The organism is Shewanella sp. CG12_big_fil_rev_8_21_14_0_65_47_15 (genome assembly GCF_002783505.1).
Taxonomy (GTDB): domain Bacteria; phylum Pseudomonadota; class Gammaproteobacteria; order Enterobacterales; family Shewanellaceae; genus Shewanella.
In genome coordinates, this window is the sequence record NZ_PFGL01000036.1 from 1 (window position 1) to 19,920 (window position 19,920).

The following is a 19,920-nucleotide window of genomic DNA, read 5'->3' on the forward strand; positions in this document are numbered from 1 at the left end:
TCCTCCTTGGTCGGGTGTGGGGTGAAGCCCCACGACTTTGATTTTGATTAAAGCATTCAAACTACGAAAAAGATGGGATACATAACTTCTAAGTCGAACCATCAACTTTTCTATAGGCAAAGCTTTACTTGGCCTATTCCCCTTTTGAACTGCGAAACACACTTTGGGGCAATAGCTTTTTAGCTGAACGCAAAGCTAGAGGGATAGTTAAGATTGCCATTGTTGCACCAGTGATCTTCTCGTTTTAGTAGAGCCCTTAGGCCTAACTATGACATCCCCTGTACAATACGCTGCCTTAACAGTTTAATAAATTCTTTTGGGTCTCGGTCCAAACTGTCGTGGGGAATATAAAGGTGATAGCCCAAGTGGGTATTGAGCATCACACAGCGGTGGCCAAACATCGCTAACACGCCGCGATAACGGTCCCCTTCGACCACCAGCGGGCTAAATTCAGCCCCTAGGTAAGTTTCGAGGGTGGCGAGGTCCTCCTGCTGGGAGGCCGCAGTGACTAACAAAGGGCGCTGCTCCGTTAATAATCCCGCGGCTAAACGCAGGGAAATATTATCGAGTATGGGATTAAGGTGTTTGAATTTTATCCCTAAATAGGACAGCTCAATCGTATCCACCCCCAGTGTTACCCTCGGAATATCGACCCGCTGAATATTATCCCAAGTGATGAACACCTTACCGCGGCGATGGAAATAGGTCAGTCCCTGTTCGTCGAGACTAATGGTCGTTTCCGGTTCATAAACCTTAGCTAAACCTAAGATCAAGGCAATGGCCCCTAAACTAAAAAAGACTAAACCTACCGCCATTAGGTCAGGAAAAACAATAAACAAACCAAGGCCCAGCATAACAGCACTGGCACCAATCCAAGTTAACGTCAGCCCATTGCGCTTTGACAACGGCCGAATCGAGACGACATTTGACTCTAAGGTCATCTTTTTATTCCTGTTTTACCCATAACCATAAACGGCCAATATATTCATGAATCGCCCGCTGGGAGGCTAATAAATTGTCACCCGTCACGCGCCAACCAAAGTCATCCCGCGCCCTAAAATCCGTTGGCGCCGCACTAGGATGTAACCCTTTAGCGGTGAAAATTGCCATCGCCCTTGGCATATGGGAGGCCGACGTGACTAAGCGAAAGGACTCTTCCCCTAGCTCCCATTTTGCATATTGCGCTTCTTCTAAGGTATCCCGCGCGAGGGGAAATGGAATGATCTGATTTTTATCGACACCCAGCTCAACGGCAGCATTTGCCATCATTTCAGCATGGGGGATCTGAGTTAGCTCGCCCCCCCAACCGCTCACCAGCAACTTACAATCCTGACCTAACTTAAGCTGCCGTATTCCTTCAGAGAGTCTTGCAAGGGCTACGGCAGAAAGGGATTGCACCGCCGTTGCACCTTGGATATCGGAATGGGCCGAACCCAATACCATCACATAGCATTGGCCGGAAATAGCGGCGGAATTAACCGGATACTGTGCTTCTAACGGCCGCACTAGGGTATTGACACTCAGTTGGCTAGCGAGAAAAAGTAACAGGAAAAATGCCCCCGCTACTAAGCACTTAGCTAGGCTACGGCGGCGCCAAACTAATAATGAAACGAGCAATAACAGTAGGATAAAGGGAATAGGCATGATCCCCTGAGAAACCACTTTTTTTACCCAAAACAAGATATCCATACCAAGTTCCCCTAAAAAAGCGCCATCATAGCACCAAAAGTGCCATAAACGCATCGCCCAGCATTAAGCTGGGCGATGGTATAAAAGTCAGTACGGGTATTACAGAGATTATTTTTCCCACAACCAAGCGGCGCCGCGAACGCCCGATGAACAGCCATAAAGATTTTGGACCACAGGGGTGCGGCATTCACGGCCAACCACATAACGGGTTAATAAGGCTGGTAATCTTGGATAAATCGCCTCAACATTTGACATGCCGCCCCCCAGCACAATTGCATCGGGATCAAGCATATTAATCACATGGGCCAGTGATCGGGCGAGCCTATCCATATAGCGATCAAAGGCAGCGACGGCGATATCGTCATTTTGATCGACTAATAACATAATATCGGCCCCCGATTTCGCGGGCGCTCGGCTTTTGCCCGCCGCCTCTAGTGCCGCATTATAATCGCGGACAAAACCCGTTCCGGAAATAAAGGTTTCAATACAATCTGGGTTACCACAAAAACAGCGGGTGGTATTGAACTCTTCCTTCGTCATCCAAGGCAGTGGATTATGCCCCCACTCACCACCGATCCCATTACCGCCGGCATGGACTTTACCGTTAATCGCCACACCAGCGCCGCAACCAGTACCGATAATCACGCCAAATACCACGGACTTGCCTGCGGCCGCACCATCGACCGCCTCTGATACCGCAAAACAGTTTGCATCATTGGCAACACGCACTTCACGCCCAAGCAATTCACCTAAATTCACATCGAGCGGATGACCGTTAATCCAAGTGGAATTGGCATTTTTAACTAAACCTGAATAGGGAGAAATAACGCCGGGGATCCCCACCCCCACAGTGCCTTTTTCACCTAAGGTTGCTTCGGCTTCATTGACTAAATCCACAATGGCTTGAAGGGTTGCCTGATAGTCACGCGGTGTCGTGACACGCTTGCGAAATAGCTCATTGCCTGCTTCGCCTAGGGCCACTAATTCTATTTTTGTTCCGCCTAAATCGATGCCCATGCGTATCATGAATCGCTACTCCAATGTTATCTTGCCGTGTTGTCGAGTGAATATACCGCACTCGATCCATCGTTATGGTTATGCTACCCAGCCAGGGGCTGTGGCAATAAAGTAAGGGTTTAATATTGCTGGTTTTTGATTGTATGTTAAGGGTAAACCAGAGTCATAACAGACGACGCTTCCGCCTGCACTTTCCAGTACGGCCTGTGCTGCAGCCGTGTCCCACTCGCTGGTCGGGCCTAATCTAGGGTAGAGATCGGCCTCCCCCTCTGCCAACATACAGAACTTCAGAGAACTGCCGACGCTGAGCATCTCGTGAGCACCCAAATGCTGCAAATACTCAGCGATATCAGGGCTTAAGTGCGAGCGACTGCCGACGACTATCGGTATCTGCCGCGGGTGACTCGCCCCCAGTAATGGGCTTTCCTGCCCCGCCTTTTGCCGCCAAGCACCCAGATGTTTTGCACCATAATAATAGGTGCCAAGCACGGGGGCATACACAACCCCAGCCAATGCAACTCCTTGATGAATAAGCGCAATATTGACCGTAAACTCACCGTTGCGCTTAATAAACTCTTTGGTGCCATCTAAGGGGTCGATCAACCAATAGGTGTCCCATTGCCTGCGTTCATCCCAACTGATTTCGGCGGCCTCTTCGGACATCACGGGAATACCCACAAATCGCTCCGCCAGTGCTGCCACAATCACACTGTGGGCGGCAAGATCGGCGGCCGTCACCGGACTATCATCGCCCTTATGGCTCACGGAAAAGTCATCTTGACCGTAAATCGTCATAATGGCCTCGCCCGCGGCTTTAGCTATCTGCACCACCGCCAGCAAATCTTGCTTAGTGAGGGGCGCCAGTGTCGCCTTATCTGTCATTTCGATGTCCTTTATCCGTTGAGTATCTTGGCATTATGCCATCGCCATAGATTGAAAATTAAGAACAAATTCATCATACATCGAGCAAAATCGACTAAGAAAGCCACTGACACCTATTGAGCCTAGGGTAAAACACTTAGGCTCCCCGAGTCTAAGCCAAGCCCAACCGACTGAAAAGAGCCATAGGTGCAGTTGCATTCGTATTCACAGGCGCGAATGCTGGCAAAATAGCTATCGACAGCTACAAATAACGGTGCGCGATTATAATGCTCACATTCACAATCTATATTGATTGCAACATGGCCTTGAGCTGTTGCCGCCAGTCCTGCCACACTATCGACATAAGAGGGTCTTGATGATCCTGTAAATTGTGTGTCGGTAAATTTTGTGTCTGTAACGCTGGCATAGCGATAAAATGCTGCAATTTTTCACTGCAAAGTGCACTGTAACTAGGCCTTAATGCAAGGGATTTTCCCTGCATTAAAGCCTTAGCGGCATAGCCTGCGCTATCGATGGGCACTATGGGAATTTGTTTGGTTAACAACTTGAATTGAAGCGCTTGACGTTGGATCTCGCAGGCAAACTGATACCAACTGCATTCACCAAGGCCAGCGTAATGGAACACACCCTGCCCCTGCTTAAGGATCAGCTGCCAGACAGTATACGCCAGCGCATCACTCCAAGTGGGCGAGCCGATTTGATCGTCAATCACATTTAGGCTCGCTTGGGTTTGCATCAGCTTAAGCATGGTTTTTACAAAATTATGCCCATCTTGGCCGTAGAGCCAGGCGGTTCTAATCACTATGGCGCGCTCACCTAGCAGTCTCAGTACCGCATCCTCACCCGCCAATTTGCTTTTACCGTAAACGGACAGAGGCGAAGGGGGATCGGTTTCCAGGTAGGGGGATGTTTTTTGCAGCAGGCTGGCATCTGAGTTCACTGCATTGCCGTCAAAAGCGCCACTAAACACCACGCCACTAAAGACATAGTCACTGGAGATATGTACTAAACGTGCATCGAGATTAATGCATTGTTTCGCAAGAAGTTCAGGGCCGAGTGAGTTAACCCTGTAGGCGAGATCTGGTTCGCGCTCGGCATAGTCTACCCCATTGTAGGCGGCGCAATTTATCACCCAATCCGGGCGATATTCGCTAAATGCCTTGGCCACAGCCAATGCATCGCTAATATCTAGTTGCTCTCGCGTCAGGGGAATTAACCTAAATGCCTGAGTACTAAATGCCTGAGCAATAGCGCTGGCCCTACGTTGCAGCGCCTTAGCCAGTTGACTATCGGCCCCCGTGATAAGCACGGCTTGCGGCCCATTGCCCTTGGCATCCTCTGGGTAAGCCAAGTGCTTACTTATCATTGTCATCATTAAAAAGGGCCACCAAATCGGCAACGCTTTGGTGGCCGCGGCCGACTAAAAAGGCCAGCAATGCAGCAGGGCTGCGATTAAGTAAGCGAGATTCGGGATAAGCCACAGCATCAATAATGGCTTGAGCGCAGCCAAACTCCCCTAAACTGAAGGCAACATGGGAGTCGGATCCCATAACCAAAATGGTCCCAAATTCCTTTGCCGCCTTAGCGATGGCGGTACAGTTGGCCTCACTGCCCTTACGAGACACCTCGAAGGAGGAATTATTGATCTCCAATGCCACACCGTATTCGGCAGCGGCGCGGGCAACGGCGTCAATATCAATAGGATAAGCAGGGTTCCCCGGATGGGTAATGATATCGACCTTACCGCTCTTAATCGCATTAATCATGGCTGTGGTGTGAGTCGCCTTATCCGATGGCGGATAAACAGGCTCGTGAAATCCCGCGAGCACAATATCGAGCTGGGATAAATAATCGCCGAAATAATCAATCCCACCGTCGATATTCTTGATATTGGCTTCGATGCCACGCAAAATCCCGACGCCATCGACCATGCGCGGCAACACCCTTAAGTTCACAAAATGCCAAAAATGCGGCGCATCGGCCATGGCGGGACCATGGTCCGTGGTCGCAAACAGGCGAATGCCCTTCTGCTTGGCCACGGCGATATAATCATGAATAGTGCTGTATGCATGGCTCGATGCCACGGTATGGGTATGAGTGTCGACTTGGTACTGCATGGTTCACCTCAGTCAGATAATTCAATCAATTAAGTACATAAGCATTAGCTAAACAGTGACAGCAATTCATCCGCACTGCCTTGCCATGTTCCCTTACCTTTGCCCTCGAGAATACTGTCCGCCAAGCTTTGCTTATGTTGCTGCATTTCTTGGATTTTTTCCTCTACAGTGCCTTCTGCAATCAGTTTATAGACAAATACGGGTTTTTCTTGGCCGATACGATGGGCGCGGTCCGTGGCTTGTTTTTCCGCCGCAGGATTCCACCAAGGATCGTAATGGATAACCGTATCGGCGGCGGTGAGATTAAGCCCAGTTCCGCCGGCTTTTAAGCTGATTAAGAATACGGGCGTATCACCCTCTTGGAACTTATCTATCTGCGCTTGGCGCAGGCGAGTCTGCCCCGTGAGCTTACTGTAATCGAGCCCTAGGTCCATAAGCTCAGCTTCAATCAAGCCTAACATGCTAGTGAACTGACTGAAGATCAATATCTTACGTCCCTCTTGCACCATCTCGGGCAAGTTTTGTTTCAGCCAGTCTAACTTGGCATTATTCTTCACTTTCTGCGCTTGTTCTAACTTCACCAACCTAGGATCACAGCAGGCTTGGCGCAGCTTAAGTAAGGCATCCAGAAACTCAATATGACTACTGCCAACGCCCTGGGTGGCAAATAAATCCCGCAGTTTTTTCTCCATCACCAGCCGAATACTCTCGTAGAGATTACGCTGATCCTTTTCTAGCTCTAGGCTCTGGGAGATCTCCGTTTTTGGCGGTAATTCACTGACGACTTCATCTTTAGTTCGGCGCAGCACAAAGGGGGCGATACGCTGGCTTAATATCTTAGCCTTTTCGCTATCACCATAGCGCTCGATGCTGTGTCTAAAGGATTTGTTAAAGAAGGCATTAGTACCTAAGAGGCCAGGCAAGCTAAAATCCATTAAGGATTTCAGCTCGCCTAAGTGGTTTTCCAGCGGTGTCCCCGTTAGGCATAATCTAAAGGGGGACTGTAATTCCTTGATGATTTGAGTCACTTTCGCTTGGGCATTTTTTATCTGCTGGGCTTCATCGAGTATAATATGCTCAAATTTATGTGACTGATAATATTCATTATCCCGCACAATTAACGGATAGGTCGTCACCACTATATCGTATTCGGTTAAGCGTTCGAGCAAAGGCTTACGCAAAGCGCCGTGGATCACCACCAGCTTTAACGAAGGGGCAAATTTAGCGGCCTCTTTGGCCCAATTGCCCACTAAACTGGTGGGGCAAATAATCAGGCTTGGACTCGCCCCCGCGGCGGCTAATTCCCGTTGCTGAAGTAAAAAGGCTAAGGTTTGGACCGTTTTACCCAGTCCCATATCGTCGGCTAAGATACCACCAAGCTGATATTCCTTTAAAAAACAAAGCCAATTTAACCCTTGCTGCTGATAATGACGCAACTTGGCTCCTAGCGCTTCAGGTATTGCAACCTCGACTACGCCATTAAAGTTTTCAAGCTTTGTCGCTAACTCAAGGACTCGCTGGCCATTAAGCAGACGAATATCGCTCTCAGCAAAGTCATTGAGTAGATGGGCGCGATATTTAGGTAAAGAGACACTGTTGCCCCTATGCCCATCGAATAGCTCTAAAATAATACTCACTAATGGCTTGATCACACTGGCTTTAACCTTTAGCCAAGTCCCATTTGGGCTTGGGAGTAACAGTTCAGCATTATCCGCCGGCTCGCCATGCTGTTTAAGCCAAGTGGCAATAAGCGGCAGCATGGGAATACTTTGACCATCAATATCCGCATTGAGTGACAGGGAAAACCAGCCGTCCTGTGAATCATCCAGCTCAATTGCCAACGGCGTGTCGATCACATTTAAGCTAAAATTATCGGCATAACACACTTGGTAATCCCAGCTTTCCAACTCGGGGATGCGCTGCTCGATAAACTGTAACCACTGTTTAATAGCCTCAGGTAATGGACCCAAACTCCACATACTGGTTAAGCTAGTGCTACTGGGCAGAGAAGCTGGTGCAAGTTCAACAAAATCGAGGGCCATCAAACGCTCAATTGCCTCCTTTTCCAACGCTAACTGCCGCATGACTTGGTATGTTTTCCCCCCCTGATTGACTAAAGAGAGTGCTTCATCGATATGGCGACCACTGAGCACTACATCCTGATAGACAAACTCCAGCAACACAAATGGCTGCGCCATAGCAAACTCGGGTAATGCCAATGAGGTTAGCGTTAAGCGGATCTGTAAGGGCGAGCGCAGTTCGACAAAATCAATCGCAAGGGGCGTTGGCACAGTTTCAACGGAAAAATGTTTTATAAGCTTATGGCTCACGGCTTCAATCTGCGAGCTAGGTACAGGCGGCATATGATTTAACAGCATTAATTTATCAATACCAATATCTGTTTCTACCGGCCCAATCTGGAAATAATCCAGTTCAATATAGGCGGGCGGCTCCGTGGGGATAAGCTCCCAGTTATCCTTACCCGCGAGTACCAGTTGCATTTGTTTATGCTCATTATCGATGTCATTCCAAACAAATGTCGGGCTTATGGGTTCCCCTCGGCTAAGGGCAATGCGACTTTCCTCCCAAAAACAGCGTTCAGTCGCGAGCATTTTATCGAGGGCCACCGCCCCTAGTTGTGCCTTTAAATAAAGACGAGAGCTGCCGTGGCGGCGAGTGGACATAATAAGGTTAATAATGAGCACATCTTCGGCCCCGATCCAGGCGGGCATAAAATATTGCACATCGGACAGGGCTATTTTAGAACCCTTGTTATAACCGCCATTCTTCGTTAGCTTGCCGCAGCGCAGTTCGATAAAAACACCGTTATCATCCTTCGACAGCACGTAGAGCACCCTATCCGCATAGAGCTGTTCGACCTCATAAAGCTTAGGATCATCGGCCTCATCGAGTAAGTGCAACCACTGGGCGATGCGCTGATCTTCAACGGTTTTATCACTGAGTAAACTGTAAAGTACCGCGGCAAGATGTTTGCAATGCCCAGTCGCAGGGCAGGAGCAAAAACCATTCATAATCAATTTATGGTTAACGCTGAAGAGGCGAATATCCTGACGGTAGGGCGTTCGCTCCGTACCACTGACTTGCCCCTCAATATGGCGAAAATCGGCGTTGGCCTTTGCACTTATCACTCGCCCTTTCATCACATAATCACGGGCGCGCATCAGTGTTGGCGGCGTGAATAATGACTCAATCGTACTTTGAGTCAATTGGATAGGCTCTTGGGGGGACAAGCGATTCATCAGCAAAACCTTGCAACGACAAATTGCCCATAGAGACAATAGCGCTATTGCCCACGGACATTTAATAATGAGTGATTGGGATTGTATTGAAAGCCTTGGCGGAAAGCCAGAATCACGGTAATAGAACATACCTTCGAGTACCTAAAGACGGCAACTCGAAGGTATCAGACGGGAAACTAGCAGCAAAAATCACAGCTAAAAAAGCTAACTTATCAGGTGCTACTTTTCGTTTCCGCGATATAACGGTTAACGAGCTTCTCCAGAATATCTAACGGCACAGCGCCATTTTTCAGCACCACATCGTGAAAATCCCGCAGATTAAACTTATCTCCAAGCGCCGACTGAGCCTTCTCCCTTAACTCCAGAATTTTCATCATCCCGACTTTATAGGCGGTCGCTTGACCCGGCATCACTATATAGCGTTCAATTTCGGCGGTCACATCACGGTCGGACATGCCAGTGTTTTTCTTCATATAGTCGATGGCCTGCTCGCGAGTCCAGCGGCTATGGTGAATACCCGTATCGACCACTAGACGCACGGCGCGGAACAGCTCCGCCTGTAATCGGCCAATATTATCAAAGGGGTCCTTTTGGAAACCCAGCTCCCAAGCTAAACGCTCACTGTAGAGTGCCCAACCCTCAATATAGGCCGTAAAAGGCGCCATCTTGCGGATAATCGGCTGACCTTCTAACTCCATGGCAACGGCAATTTGAAAGTGATGCCCAGGAATGCCCTCATGGTAGGCCAAGGTGCGCATGCCATATTTAGGGGTCGCCTTGATATCGTAGAGGTTCGCGAAGAAACGACCGGGACGACTGCCATCGATGGCGGGCTGTTGATAATAGGCACCTGGCGCCGTTTTCTCTTTAAATTCAGGGATACGTACCACCTCCATGCCCGCTTCTGGGCGAATACGGAAGGCATTACCCAGTCCCGCGTTCACTTCATCGAGGATCCCTTGATAATCGACGAGGATTTGCGCCCTACCCGCATCGCTATCCTCATAATAAAACTTGGGATCGGCGGCTAATGACTCAATTGCAACCGAAAAACCTTGGCTGACATCATAACCCTGCGCGGCTAAGATAGTCATGATCTCGCTCTGAATACGGTCCACCTCAGCAAGTCCTTTGGCGTGGATCTCATCGGCGCTGTAGTTAGTGGTAGTGAAAAACTTCAGCAACTGTTCATAGGCTACATCGCCGTTAGGCAGCGCCCAGTAACCGTCATCCGTCCCCGCTTTGGCTTGTAACTGGGTAAAGTAATCGATAAATAATTGATATGCAGGGTGTACGTAAGCTTTTATGTTCGCTTCAGCCGCAGCCAATAAACGCGCTTGCTCATCGGCACTGATATCCGTGTCAGCCAATTTAGTTTTGAATGAACTGTAGAGAATATTGTCTTGAATAGGTGTCGCGACAAAATCATTCATCTCAGTCAGTACCCGCTCAATCACGAACTTTGGCGGAATAATGCCCTTAGATTCTCTGAGTGTGAGCCCTTCCATGGTTTGGGCAAATTTAGTTTGCACCCGTTGCAGGCGGGCAAGATAGTTTTCAGCATCGTCGACCGAATGAACCTGATGCTGGGCCTGCATAAAGCTGGGATAACCATTCTGCACACCAAACAGCTGATTCAGTGGATAATCATGGTAACGATAGGGCTCAGCTGCGAGGGCGAAATCGGCCAGATAGAGGGCGATGTCCTTAGAAATACGTTGATTTTCATCTAAATCCGTATCTTGATAACTGAGCAATGTATCTCGCAGCACACGCACTTGGGCAAAGGTTTTATCCATCGCCGCTGGGCTATCATCATCTAACTGTGCGTTATGTCCTGTGATCCCAAAGGATTCTAAGAAACCCAGAGAAGTTAAGGTTTCAGGGCTCTCAAACGCCATTTTAACAACACTTCGGTCTAAAAAAGCACGAAAGAAAAAGGGCTTCTTCGCAAACCATTCATGCGCTGCCAAGGCACTCAAAAGTAACACCAAAAGTAAACTACCGAGTCCAATTCGTTTTAATACTGTTTTCAAACTTAAGTCTCCATGTCTCATTATCTGTGGGCTAAATAGAGCAACAAGATCCCTATTCGGCAGTGATAATATCACTAGCACATTTAAGCAACAATTTAATAACGTAACGAATCATTGCAATCCATCGGTAGGGGTAATCCCCCATCTAAGGGAAATTATAATTGAGCGTCAAAACTTATTTTGCCAAACACATTAAAGGGTAAAAAATGTCTATCTATTTGAATATGCATAGTTAAAAAATATTTTATTTTCAATATCTTTTAAAAGTACGCTCTAGGGTATCGTGGCGATTAAAAATAAAACTATACAAAAGATCAGAGTGTGTTACTCTGCACCTCGGCCTGTGATTCAGACCTATTTATAAGCAATATTATGTTTTTGAAAACCTTCGCTGCACCCTGTAATTTGTTTGCTGTCATGAAGCTTTCCACTCATAACTTATCATCAATGTAAATAATTCTATTTCTGGCTAAGTTCCCGCATAATTGCGAATTATTTTGTTTGAAAATTTTGGAGACATTCATGTCTAAAACTACTGGTGTAGTTAAATGGTTTAACGAAGAAAAAGGTTTCGGTTTTATTTCTCCTGACAATGGTGGCGCTGACGCATTCGTTCATTTCCGCGCAATCGTTTCAGAAGGCTTTAAAACCCTTGCTGAAGGTCAAAAGGTTTCTTTTGATATCGAACAAGGCCAAAAAGGTCCTCAAGCTGCGAACGTTGTTGTTCTGTAATTAATCCTTATCTCGCAAGGGATAGATTAATCGGATAACAGATTGCAGACAAAAATGCCGACATTACGTCGGCATTTTTATTGCTGTATTTTATCCCTCAGCAGCCGTTAACCATTAGCCATGCACTAATCATTAGTCATGCACTAATCATTAGCCATGCAAAAGTTTGGCCTCGACTTTTTCAAGCCTTCGAGGTTTACCTACTACCAGCAAAATATCCCCAGCACTAAAGATCCAATCCTGTCCGGGATGCTCCACCTCAGCCCCGCAACGGCGTATTGCCCTCAGCTCAACCCGCAACAAAGCCCAATCAATATCCGCCACCATTTTACCCACGGCATCCGCACCACGGGGCAGTGATACCGCATGCAACGACTCTAGGGTGAAGTCTGTTTCAGTTCCCGAAAAAAAACCATGTAAAAATTGATAATGATTACGTCGCTCAGATTCCAAGCGCTTTAATATCCGTGCTAATGGCACCCCGCACTGGTGCAACACCTGGGACACTAACATTAAACTTCCCTCCAACGATTCGGGGATCACTTGATTAGCCCCTGCCTTTTGCAGCCGATCTAAATCGCTATCATCACGGGTTCTAACTAAGATTTTCGCATCGGGAGCAAGCAACTTACATAGGGGTAACGCTTCCTCTAAGCTGCGGGATTCGCAAAAGGTAATAACGATCATCTTTGCCCTCTTGATCCCCACCTGTTTCAGGATTGCTCTCTTACACACATCACCAAAGTAAATGGGTTCACCCGCTCGTCGGGCTTCAGAAACCCGTGTAGGATCAAGATCTAGCACGAGATAGGGCACGGCTTCCGTTTTTAAAAATCGGGCGATGGTCTGCCCCACCCGTCCATAGCCAAAAATAACGACTAAATCATGCTCATCGGTCACGATAGGAACAACATCATCCCTATGCTGTGACTGACGTATCCCCAACATCCATTTCGCAATATCGACACTATGGCGCACTAACCAAGGGGCAATACTCATGGACAGCACGGCGACCATGACGAGCATGGTACTGATTTCAGTGTCTAGAAGCTGATAATTAACGGCAAGGGCTAATACGACAAAACTAAATTCACCGACCTGGGCCAAACTCATTGCCGTGCTCAGAGCAATGCGAAATGGTTCGCCAATAAGCCGTAGCAGCCCATGAATAATCAATGCTTTACCTAGTACAACCGCCAATAGGATCAGCAATATTTGCCACCAAAAACGCATCACTAACTCAAAGTTCAGCATCATGCCGATAGAAATAAAAAACAGCCCCATGAGTAGATCGCGAAACGGCCTGATATCCGCCTCGAGTTGCCGCCGATATTGGCTCTCGCCTAAGAGCATCCCCGCCATAAATGCACCAAGGGCCATAGATAACCCCAACCATTGGGTAAACGCGCCCGTCACTAAGGCCACCACCAGTGTCGACAGGACAAAGAGTTCATTAGAGCGAGAACGTGCAACTTCATCGAAGAGTCGTGGCAATGCCCACTTCCCAAACGCCATCAATAGAAAGAATGCCAAAATGCCTTTAAGCAGGGCAAAAGCAATGCCCGCTAGCATTAAGGGCTCATCATTATTCGCGAGCAAGGGCAGCAGAATAAGCAGTGGAACAACGGCTAAATCTTGAAATAACAATACACTGACAGAAAGCTCGCCGTGGCGACGCCTGAGCCAGCCCTGCTCATTGAGCAATTTAAGCACTATCGCAGTGGATGACAGGGCTATCGCCGCGCCTATGACTAAGGCTTGGATCCAATTGAGCCCACAGAGTAAGACCACCAGCATAGTGAGCAAGGTAGTGACCACAACCTGGGCACTGCCAAGACCAAATACCGTTCTGCGCATCGCCCAAAGTCGAGGGACTGAAAACTCAAGTCCCAAAGTGAACATAAGCAGTACCACTCCCAGTTCGGCTACCGACTGCATTTGCTGTTGAGTAAACCAGTGGAAGCCACTTGGGCCGCTGACGACACCCGTTAATAGATAGGCCAAAATAGCAGGCAGCCCCATGCGCCTAAGCAGCGCAATAGCCACGATAGCAATCACTAACATGAGTAAAATTTGGATCAAGAAACCGTGTTCCATGGACTCGATAACTCCTGTCAAATTGCTGGCGCGTCAAAAATACCTCAACGAGCTTTAAGCTTAACCGAATGACAAACAAAGACAAATTATATTAACAATAGTTACGGCATGAAACTTGCTAAATGTAAGCCAAATGACGTACCGCAATTCTATTTGCTGGAGTAATAATGATGGATTTTGGCCTAGCGACAAGCTTGTATCCTGACGAATACCACTATCCCACAGAGACATATAGCTCCAGTGCGCAGCAACTGGACCTAGTGCAAGTGATCCAGCAGCTGCATGCTAGCTTAGATCCGAGGACAGTCTTTGCCTGTTATGGCAAAGTGCTGGGACAATACCTGCCGGTTCAAGGGATACGCCTGACCAATGATGAATATAAGTTGAGTTGGGGAAAACGCTATGGCATTAGCCTTAAGCGCCAATTACTTAATGGGGGGATGCCGCTCAATCTCCACTATCAGTTGCTCACGCCGCTCACGCCTTCACAAAAGCTCCTATTGCAAGAAATAGAACCCTTGCTACTTCAGCCTTTGCTCAATGCCATGCAATACCAAGAAATGTCGATGCAAGCCATGTTTGACTCGCTGACAGGCCTAGGTAATCGGCATTACTATACCCAAAGCCTTAAAAATGCCATCGCTAGGGCCCATCGAAAACAAGGTTCGGTATCGCTTATCGTGTTGGATTTAGATAACTTCAAACAACTTAACGATAGGCATGGGCATAAGTGTGGTGACTATATTCTTAAGGAATTTGGCGACATTATTCGCGGCACAATACGTAACACAGATCAGGCGTTTCGCATCGGTGGCGATGAGTTTGTGATCATTGTGCAGGGGAATATCCATGCTGCGGGATTATTGTGCGAGCGCATAGTCACAGCCACAAACCAACATGATAGCTTCGACCAATTTGGCGTCAGCTGCAGTTTAGGCGCGGCGGAGTCGGGGGAGGCATTAGAGGCCGAACAAGTCTATGAACTGGCCGATAAAGCCTTGTATCGAGCGAAAGCATCCGGTCGAAATGGTTACCAACTTAACCTAGAACAATTATCTTAGTGGCGGGCAGGGATGCTCATTTGTCGTTAGCCGTTAGCTATTGAATGTAAACATCGGATTAAAAAATATCACCACTCGCATCAACCAAACACTATACCCACCCCATCACCTGCAACACAAAATGCTTTTTCAATCCATAATCCCTGCGCCATCACTAGCTGCTCACCGTAAAATAGAAAGCCAAGCTGCCCGCGCAGCCAAGGTGGAACGGCGGATTCCTGTAGTAATTTTTTAAGCTCGCGCCCCCTACTCCGATAGTGGGGATGGCAACGCAGTTGCCCCGGTAATTGATATCGAACACTCACGACTTCATCGGACATAGGCAAACGCAGTCGTGGCCCTGAAGAGCTGAGCCTTAATTGCAACGGTCCTCCCTGCGGCAAAGCGATACAAAGCGAGTCAGACTCCCCGCGTATCAAGGGGTTAAGACTATCATGGGGGATCACAATTCGAGTTTTGATGAACTTGTTCGGGGGCATAAAGCTCGACACATAAAGCTGATTGGCAAAACGGCGCAGCTCACAATCCCCAATTCGGATCTGTACCTTTGCATCTTCTTTAGCACTCAGTAGCTGATAAATAATTTGGTTGAGTTGTACTAAGGAAGGCAATGCAAATCCCTGGGATTCAATAAAACCACGTAATAGTAGGGATTGCCAACGGGGTGTCTGCGCCGCAAATCCTTCGAGATTTAACACGGTTTGCTGGCTAAAAGTGGCCTTAGTGAGCCATTGGGGTAAATGCTCACCGACGACCTCGTTCACTAGGGCTTGCTGCTCGGCGCACAGAAACGCACTGCGGCTCGCTGTCGTGGCAATACTCGGCCAACGGCTCTTCAGACGGGGAATGATCTCAAGGCGTAAAAAGTTGCGATCGAACTTATCATCTTGATTACTTTCATCTTCGATATGGACTAAACCCTGAGCTTTGGCAAACGCTTCAATCTGGCTACGACTCACATCCAATAATGGTCGAACTTGAGTCCCCTTCGCTAGGGGCTGAATTTGTCCCATGGCCGCCAGTCCCTTAGGACCTTGGCCCCGTTTAAGCGCCAGCAATATAGTCTCGAGTTGATCGTCCTCGTGGTGCGCCGTCAGCAAATAATCATCGGCCCCGAGGTGTTGTTCAATGGCAAGGTAACGGGCTCGCCGCGCTTCGGCCTCTACACTCACCCTCGAGCCAAGGTGCAACGTCACGTGCTCAACCGTGACGGGTAACCCATAGAATGAGCCCCTAGTCAGACAATGCTGCGCCCAATCATCCGCATTGGGGCTAAGACCGTGGTGAACATAAATAAGTTGGTAGCGAAACTCGCTATGCTGTTTAGCATATTCAGCGAGACCAAAGGCCAGGACCTCAGAATCGACTCCGCCACTGTAAGCCAGCACTAACTGACAACCCGCTTTCACCCTAAGCGAGTCTAAAAAGGTGCTGATATGGGCACAGAGATCGGGGAATGACATCCATTATCCTTTGATAATACTGTATAAATTTGAGCTTTAAGCCAAAGACCCGTTTAAAATACAATCCGCACTTTGTTGGGGCCGAGTAAGGTTTCGAGGGCAAAGACCAACTCATCGCTGGGATTGACCCGCCAACCGTCGGCTAATCTAAACTGTCCCCGAGCCTGGGTTTGGCTGTAATTAATGAGCACTGGCACGGCACCGTTTCGCCATGGACTCATAGTCTGCTCAATATTGTCTAAGATCGCAGGGGTTAGCTGCGCCGCATCGAGATCAACCTCTAGCGCCTTGGCAAAATGGCTACGTGCCTCACCAATATCGATAATATTGCGCGCCGTCATGCGGTTACCGCCGGCGAAATCATCGAAGCTGACCTCGCCTTCGCAGATCAGGATCCTGTCTTTCTCGAGCAGATGATTAAACTTCTCAAAGGCTTCGGTAAAGAGCATGACTTCTAAACGCGCACTCTTATCGTCAAGCGTCAACAAACCCATTTTGGAACCGCGTTTAGTCAGCATCACCCGAGTAGCGACCACTAAGCCCGCCGCTTTAACGGTTTTACCCCGCTCGGTGGGATGCACATCCTTCAAACGGCCGGAGGTGTAGTGCTTAAGTTCCTTTAAATACTGATTGATCGGGTGGCCGGTCAAATACAGACCTAAGGTTTCACGCTCGCCTTCTAGCCAAATTTTATCTGGCCATGGCGTACATTCCACAAATTGCTGCTTGCTGTCTTCGGGTTCACTGTTGAGTAAACCAAACATATCGTGTTGGCCAATCGCCTCGGCTTTAGCATGTTGATCGGCGGCGCGAATAGCCTCGGGCAAGGTGGCCATCATAGAAGCACGATGCGGCCCGAGCGTGTCTAAGGCGCCGGCGCAGATAAGCTTTTCAATAACGCGTTTATTGAGCTTTTTCAAATCGATACGGGCGCAAAAATCGAATAGATCTACGAAGGGGCCATCCTTACGCGCCTCTAAAATTGATTCTACCGGACCTTCACCAACCCCTTTAATGGCGCCGATACCATATACGATGCGCAAATCATCATCGACGGTAAATTTAAACAGGCCCTTGTTCACATCCGGCGGGATCAGAGGGAGTCCCATGCGCTCGCACTCGTCGACTAGGGTGACGATTTTGTCGGTGTTATCCATATCCGCGGACATCACCGCCGCCATAAATTGGGAGGGATAATGGGTTTTTAACCACAGGGTTTGGTAGGAGACCAAGGCATAGGCGGCGGAGTGGGATTTGTTAAAACCATAACCGGCGAACTTCTCCACTAGGTCGAAAATCTTCATCGACAGTTCACCGTCGACACCGTTTTTAATCGCCCCCTCTTTAAAGGTCCCCCGCTGCTTAGCCATCTCCTCGGGCTTTTTCTTACCCATAGCTCGGCGAAGCATGTCGGCGCCGCCGAGGGTATAACCCGACAGCACCTGTGCAATCTGCATCACCTGCTCTTGGTACAAAATAATGCCATAGGTCGGCGATAGCAGTTCTTTTAAGGATTCATGCTGGTACTGGGAATCGGGATAAGACACTTCCTCACGGCCGTGCTTACGTTCGATAAAGTTGTCCACCATGCCCGATTGCAACGGCCCTGGACGGAACAGGGCCACAAGCGCGATCATATCTTCGAAACAGTCGGGTTGCAGACGCTTGATCAAATCCTTCATACCCCGGGATTCAAGCTGGAATACCGCAGTGGTTTCATAACGTTGCAGTAAGCGAAATGAGGCCGCGTCATCTAGGGGAATCGCTTCAATGCGTACTGGAGGTCGGCCATTTTTAACCTCGACCCGGTTGATCATCTCCAGCGCCCAATCGACGATAGTGAGCGTACGTAACCCCAAGAAGTCGAATTTCACTAAACCTGCGGTTTCAACATCGTTCTTATCGAACTGGGTTACTGGGTTTTTACCCTCAGCATCGCAATAGAGCGGCGCAAAGTCGGTGATTTTAGTCGGCGCAATCACCACGCCACCCGCGTGCTTACCCGCGTTACGGGTCACACCCTCGAGTTTGCGGCACATGTCGATCAGATCTTTCACGTCTTCATCGGCGTCGTAGGACTCCTGCAGCGCGGGCTCGACCTCGAAGGCTTTGGCCAGCGTCATCCCGGGCTCTGGTGGGATCAGTTTTGAAATGCGGTCAACAAAACCATAGGGGTGACCTAGCACTCGGCCGACGTCACGGATAACCGCTTTTGCCGCCATAGTACCGAAGGTGATAATTTGCGACACCGCCTCGCGGCCGTATAATTCGGCCACATGGTCAATCACCTCATCACGTCTATCCATGCAGAAGTCGACGTCAAAGTCGGGCATAGAAACCCGCTCTGGGTTGAGAAATCGTTCAAACAGCAAGTCAAATTCGAGGGGATCTAAGTCGGTAATTTTCAGCGCATAGGCCACAAGCGAACCCGCACCCGAGCCACGCCCCGGCCCTACAGGGATGCCGTTGTCCTTACCCCACTGGATAAACTCCATCACAATCAAGAAGTAACCAGGGAATCCCATCTGGTTTATCACTTGCAATTCGATATCGAGGCGCTCGTCGTATTCGCCACGTTTCTCGGCGCGCACCTGTGGATCAGGGAATAAAAATTCGAGCCGCTCCTCAAGCCCCTTCTTCGAACAATCGACGAGGAAGTCTTCGATGGACATATCGCCCGTGGGAAAGTTAGGCAGGAAATACTCGTACAAACGTATGGTCACATTACAACGCTTGGCGATTTCCACCGTATTGGACAGCGCGGCAGGAATGTCGGCGAATAGCTCGCACATTTCATCTTCACTGCGTAAATATTGCTGTTCACTGTACTTTTTAGGGCGGCGGGGATCGGCAAGGGTAAAACCATCGTGGATCGCGACGCGAATTTCATGGGCGTCGAAGTCTTCAGGTTTGAGGAACACCACCTGATTGGTCGCGACCACAGGAATGCCTTTCTCCTGCGCTAAGGCCACCGCCATATGCAGATAACGCTCCTCATCGGCACGCCCCGTGCGGATAAGCTCGAGGAAATAACGATCGCTAAAGTGGGTTTGATAAAACTCGCACAAGGATTCGACTTGGGTGCCATTGCCCTTGAGTAGCGCCTTACCGAGATCGCCCTCTTTGGCGCCCGATAACAATAAAATGCCTTCGTTATAGGTGAGCAACCATTCTTGGTCTATCACCACTCGCCCTGCCACCTGGCCACGTAAATAGGCCTGACTGATGATTTGAGTCAGATTTTGATAACCCACATTGTTCATGGCGATAATGGATAAGGCGCACAATTCCCCCTCAAACCCTGGCACCTGCATCCAAAAATCGGCCCCGATAATGGGTTTAATCCCCGCACCATGGCAACCACTGTAAAATTTAACTAAACCACAGAAGTTGTTTTGATCGGTTAATGCCACCGCAGCCATGCCTAATGCCTCAACTTGGGCAAGAATAGGCTTAACTTTGGCTACGCCATCGGACATAGAAAAGTCACTGTGGACACGAAGATGCACAAAACGAGGATCGGACATAATTAGGATTATCTTTGGCTAGCAGGTTAACAATAACTA

General features: G+C 48.7%; 13 protein-coding genes. 2 read left to right on the forward strand and 11 right to left on the reverse strand.

All coding sequences use genetic code 11. The annotated features are described in order from the left end of the window. Nucleotides 1-266 precede the first annotated feature (266 nt). From COW15_RS09585 to COW15_RS09620, 8 genes are all read right to left on the reverse strand, one after another. Nucleotides 267-941: a DUF2982 domain-containing protein gene (locus tag COW15_RS09585; protein WP_293632313.1), complete on the reverse strand. Its 675-nt coding sequence runs from the start codon at nt 939-941 to the stop codon at nt 267-269. Nucleotides 942-945: 4 nt separating this feature from the next. Then, on the reverse strand, nt 946-1,644 hold the full coding sequence (locus tag COW15_RS09590; RefSeq protein WP_293632381.1) for a YdcF family protein: 699 nt from the start codon (nt 1,642-1,644) through the stop codon (nt 946-948). Nucleotides 1,645-1,797: 153 nt separating this feature from the next. Then, nucleotides 1,798-2,715 carry a fructokinase gene (mak, locus tag COW15_RS09595; RefSeq protein ID WP_293632315.1) on the reverse strand — a complete coding sequence of 306 codons (918 nt, stop codon included), beginning with the start codon at nt 2,713-2,715 and terminating at the stop codon, nt 1,798-1,800. A gap of 69 nt (nt 2,716-2,784) precedes the next feature. Beyond that, nucleotides 2,785-3,588 (reverse strand): 3'(2'),5'-bisphosphate nucleotidase CysQ, encoded by an 804-nt coding sequence (gene cysQ, locus COW15_RS09600; RefSeq protein ID WP_293632316.1) that lies wholly within the window; start codon nt 3,586-3,588, stop codon nt 2,785-2,787. 283 nt (nt 3,589-3,871) lie between these two features. Beyond that, the gene (gene rfbD, locus COW15_RS09605; RefSeq protein ID WP_293632382.1) at nt 3,872-4,954 is read right to left on the reverse strand and encodes a dTDP-4-dehydrorhamnose reductase; all 1,083 of its coding nucleotides are present in this window, start codon (nt 4,952-4,954) and stop codon (nt 3,872-3,874) included. Continuing rightward, on the reverse strand, nt 4,944-5,705 hold the full coding sequence (locus tag COW15_RS09610; RefSeq protein WP_293632318.1) for a phosphatase: 762 nt from the start codon (nt 5,703-5,705) through the stop codon (nt 4,944-4,946). Before COW15_RS09610 ends, rfbD begins: the two co-directional genes overlap by 11 nt. Before the next feature lie 44 nt (nt 5,706-5,749). Continuing rightward, nucleotides 5,750-8,965, reverse strand: a complete 3,216-nt coding sequence (locus tag COW15_RS09615) for a DEAD/DEAH box helicase (protein WP_293632319.1) — start codon at nt 8,963-8,965, stop codon at nt 5,750-5,752. A gap of 212 nt (nt 8,966-9,177) precedes the next feature. Beyond that, entirely contained in the window at nt 9,178-11,001 is a 1,824-nt protein-coding gene (locus COW15_RS09620) for a DUF885 domain-containing protein (protein WP_293632320.1), read from the reverse strand. Nucleotides 11,002-11,523: 522 nt separating this feature from the next. Here COW15_RS09620 and COW15_RS09625 point away from each other — a divergent pair. After that, nucleotides 11,524-11,733 (forward strand): cold-shock protein, encoded by a 210-nt coding sequence (locus tag COW15_RS09625; protein ID WP_293632321.1) that lies wholly within the window; start codon nt 11,524-11,526, stop codon nt 11,731-11,733. A 150-nt stretch (nt 11,734-11,883) separates the two neighbouring features. Here COW15_RS09625 and COW15_RS09630 read toward each other — a convergent pair whose 3' ends face one another. Further along, on the reverse strand, nt 11,884-13,830 hold the full coding sequence (locus COW15_RS09630) for a monovalent cation:proton antiporter family protein (RefSeq protein ID WP_293632322.1): 1,947 nt from the start codon (nt 13,828-13,830) through the stop codon (nt 11,884-11,886). 170 nt (nt 13,831-14,000) lie between these two features. Between COW15_RS09630 and COW15_RS09635 the strand changes: the two genes are divergently transcribed. After that, the gene (locus tag COW15_RS09635) at nt 14,001-14,891 is read left to right on the forward strand and encodes a GGDEF domain-containing protein (RefSeq protein ID WP_293632384.1); all 891 of its coding nucleotides are present in this window, start codon (nt 14,001-14,003) and stop codon (nt 14,889-14,891) included. Between the two features lie 80 nt (nt 14,892-14,971). On the opposite strand, the gene tilS is transcribed toward COW15_RS09635, so the two are convergent. Beyond that, nucleotides 14,972-16,354 carry a tRNA lysidine(34) synthetase TilS gene (gene tilS, locus COW15_RS09640; RefSeq protein WP_293632324.1) on the reverse strand — a complete coding sequence of 461 codons (1,383 nt, stop codon included), beginning with the start codon at nt 16,352-16,354 and terminating at the stop codon, nt 14,972-14,974. 53 nt (nt 16,355-16,407) lie between these two features. Then, nucleotides 16,408-19,881: a DNA polymerase III subunit alpha gene (gene dnaE / locus COW15_RS09645; RefSeq protein ID WP_293632326.1), complete on the reverse strand. Its 3,474-nt coding sequence runs from the start codon at nt 19,879-19,881 to the stop codon at nt 16,408-16,410. Nucleotides 19,882-19,920: the final 39 nt, after the last annotated feature.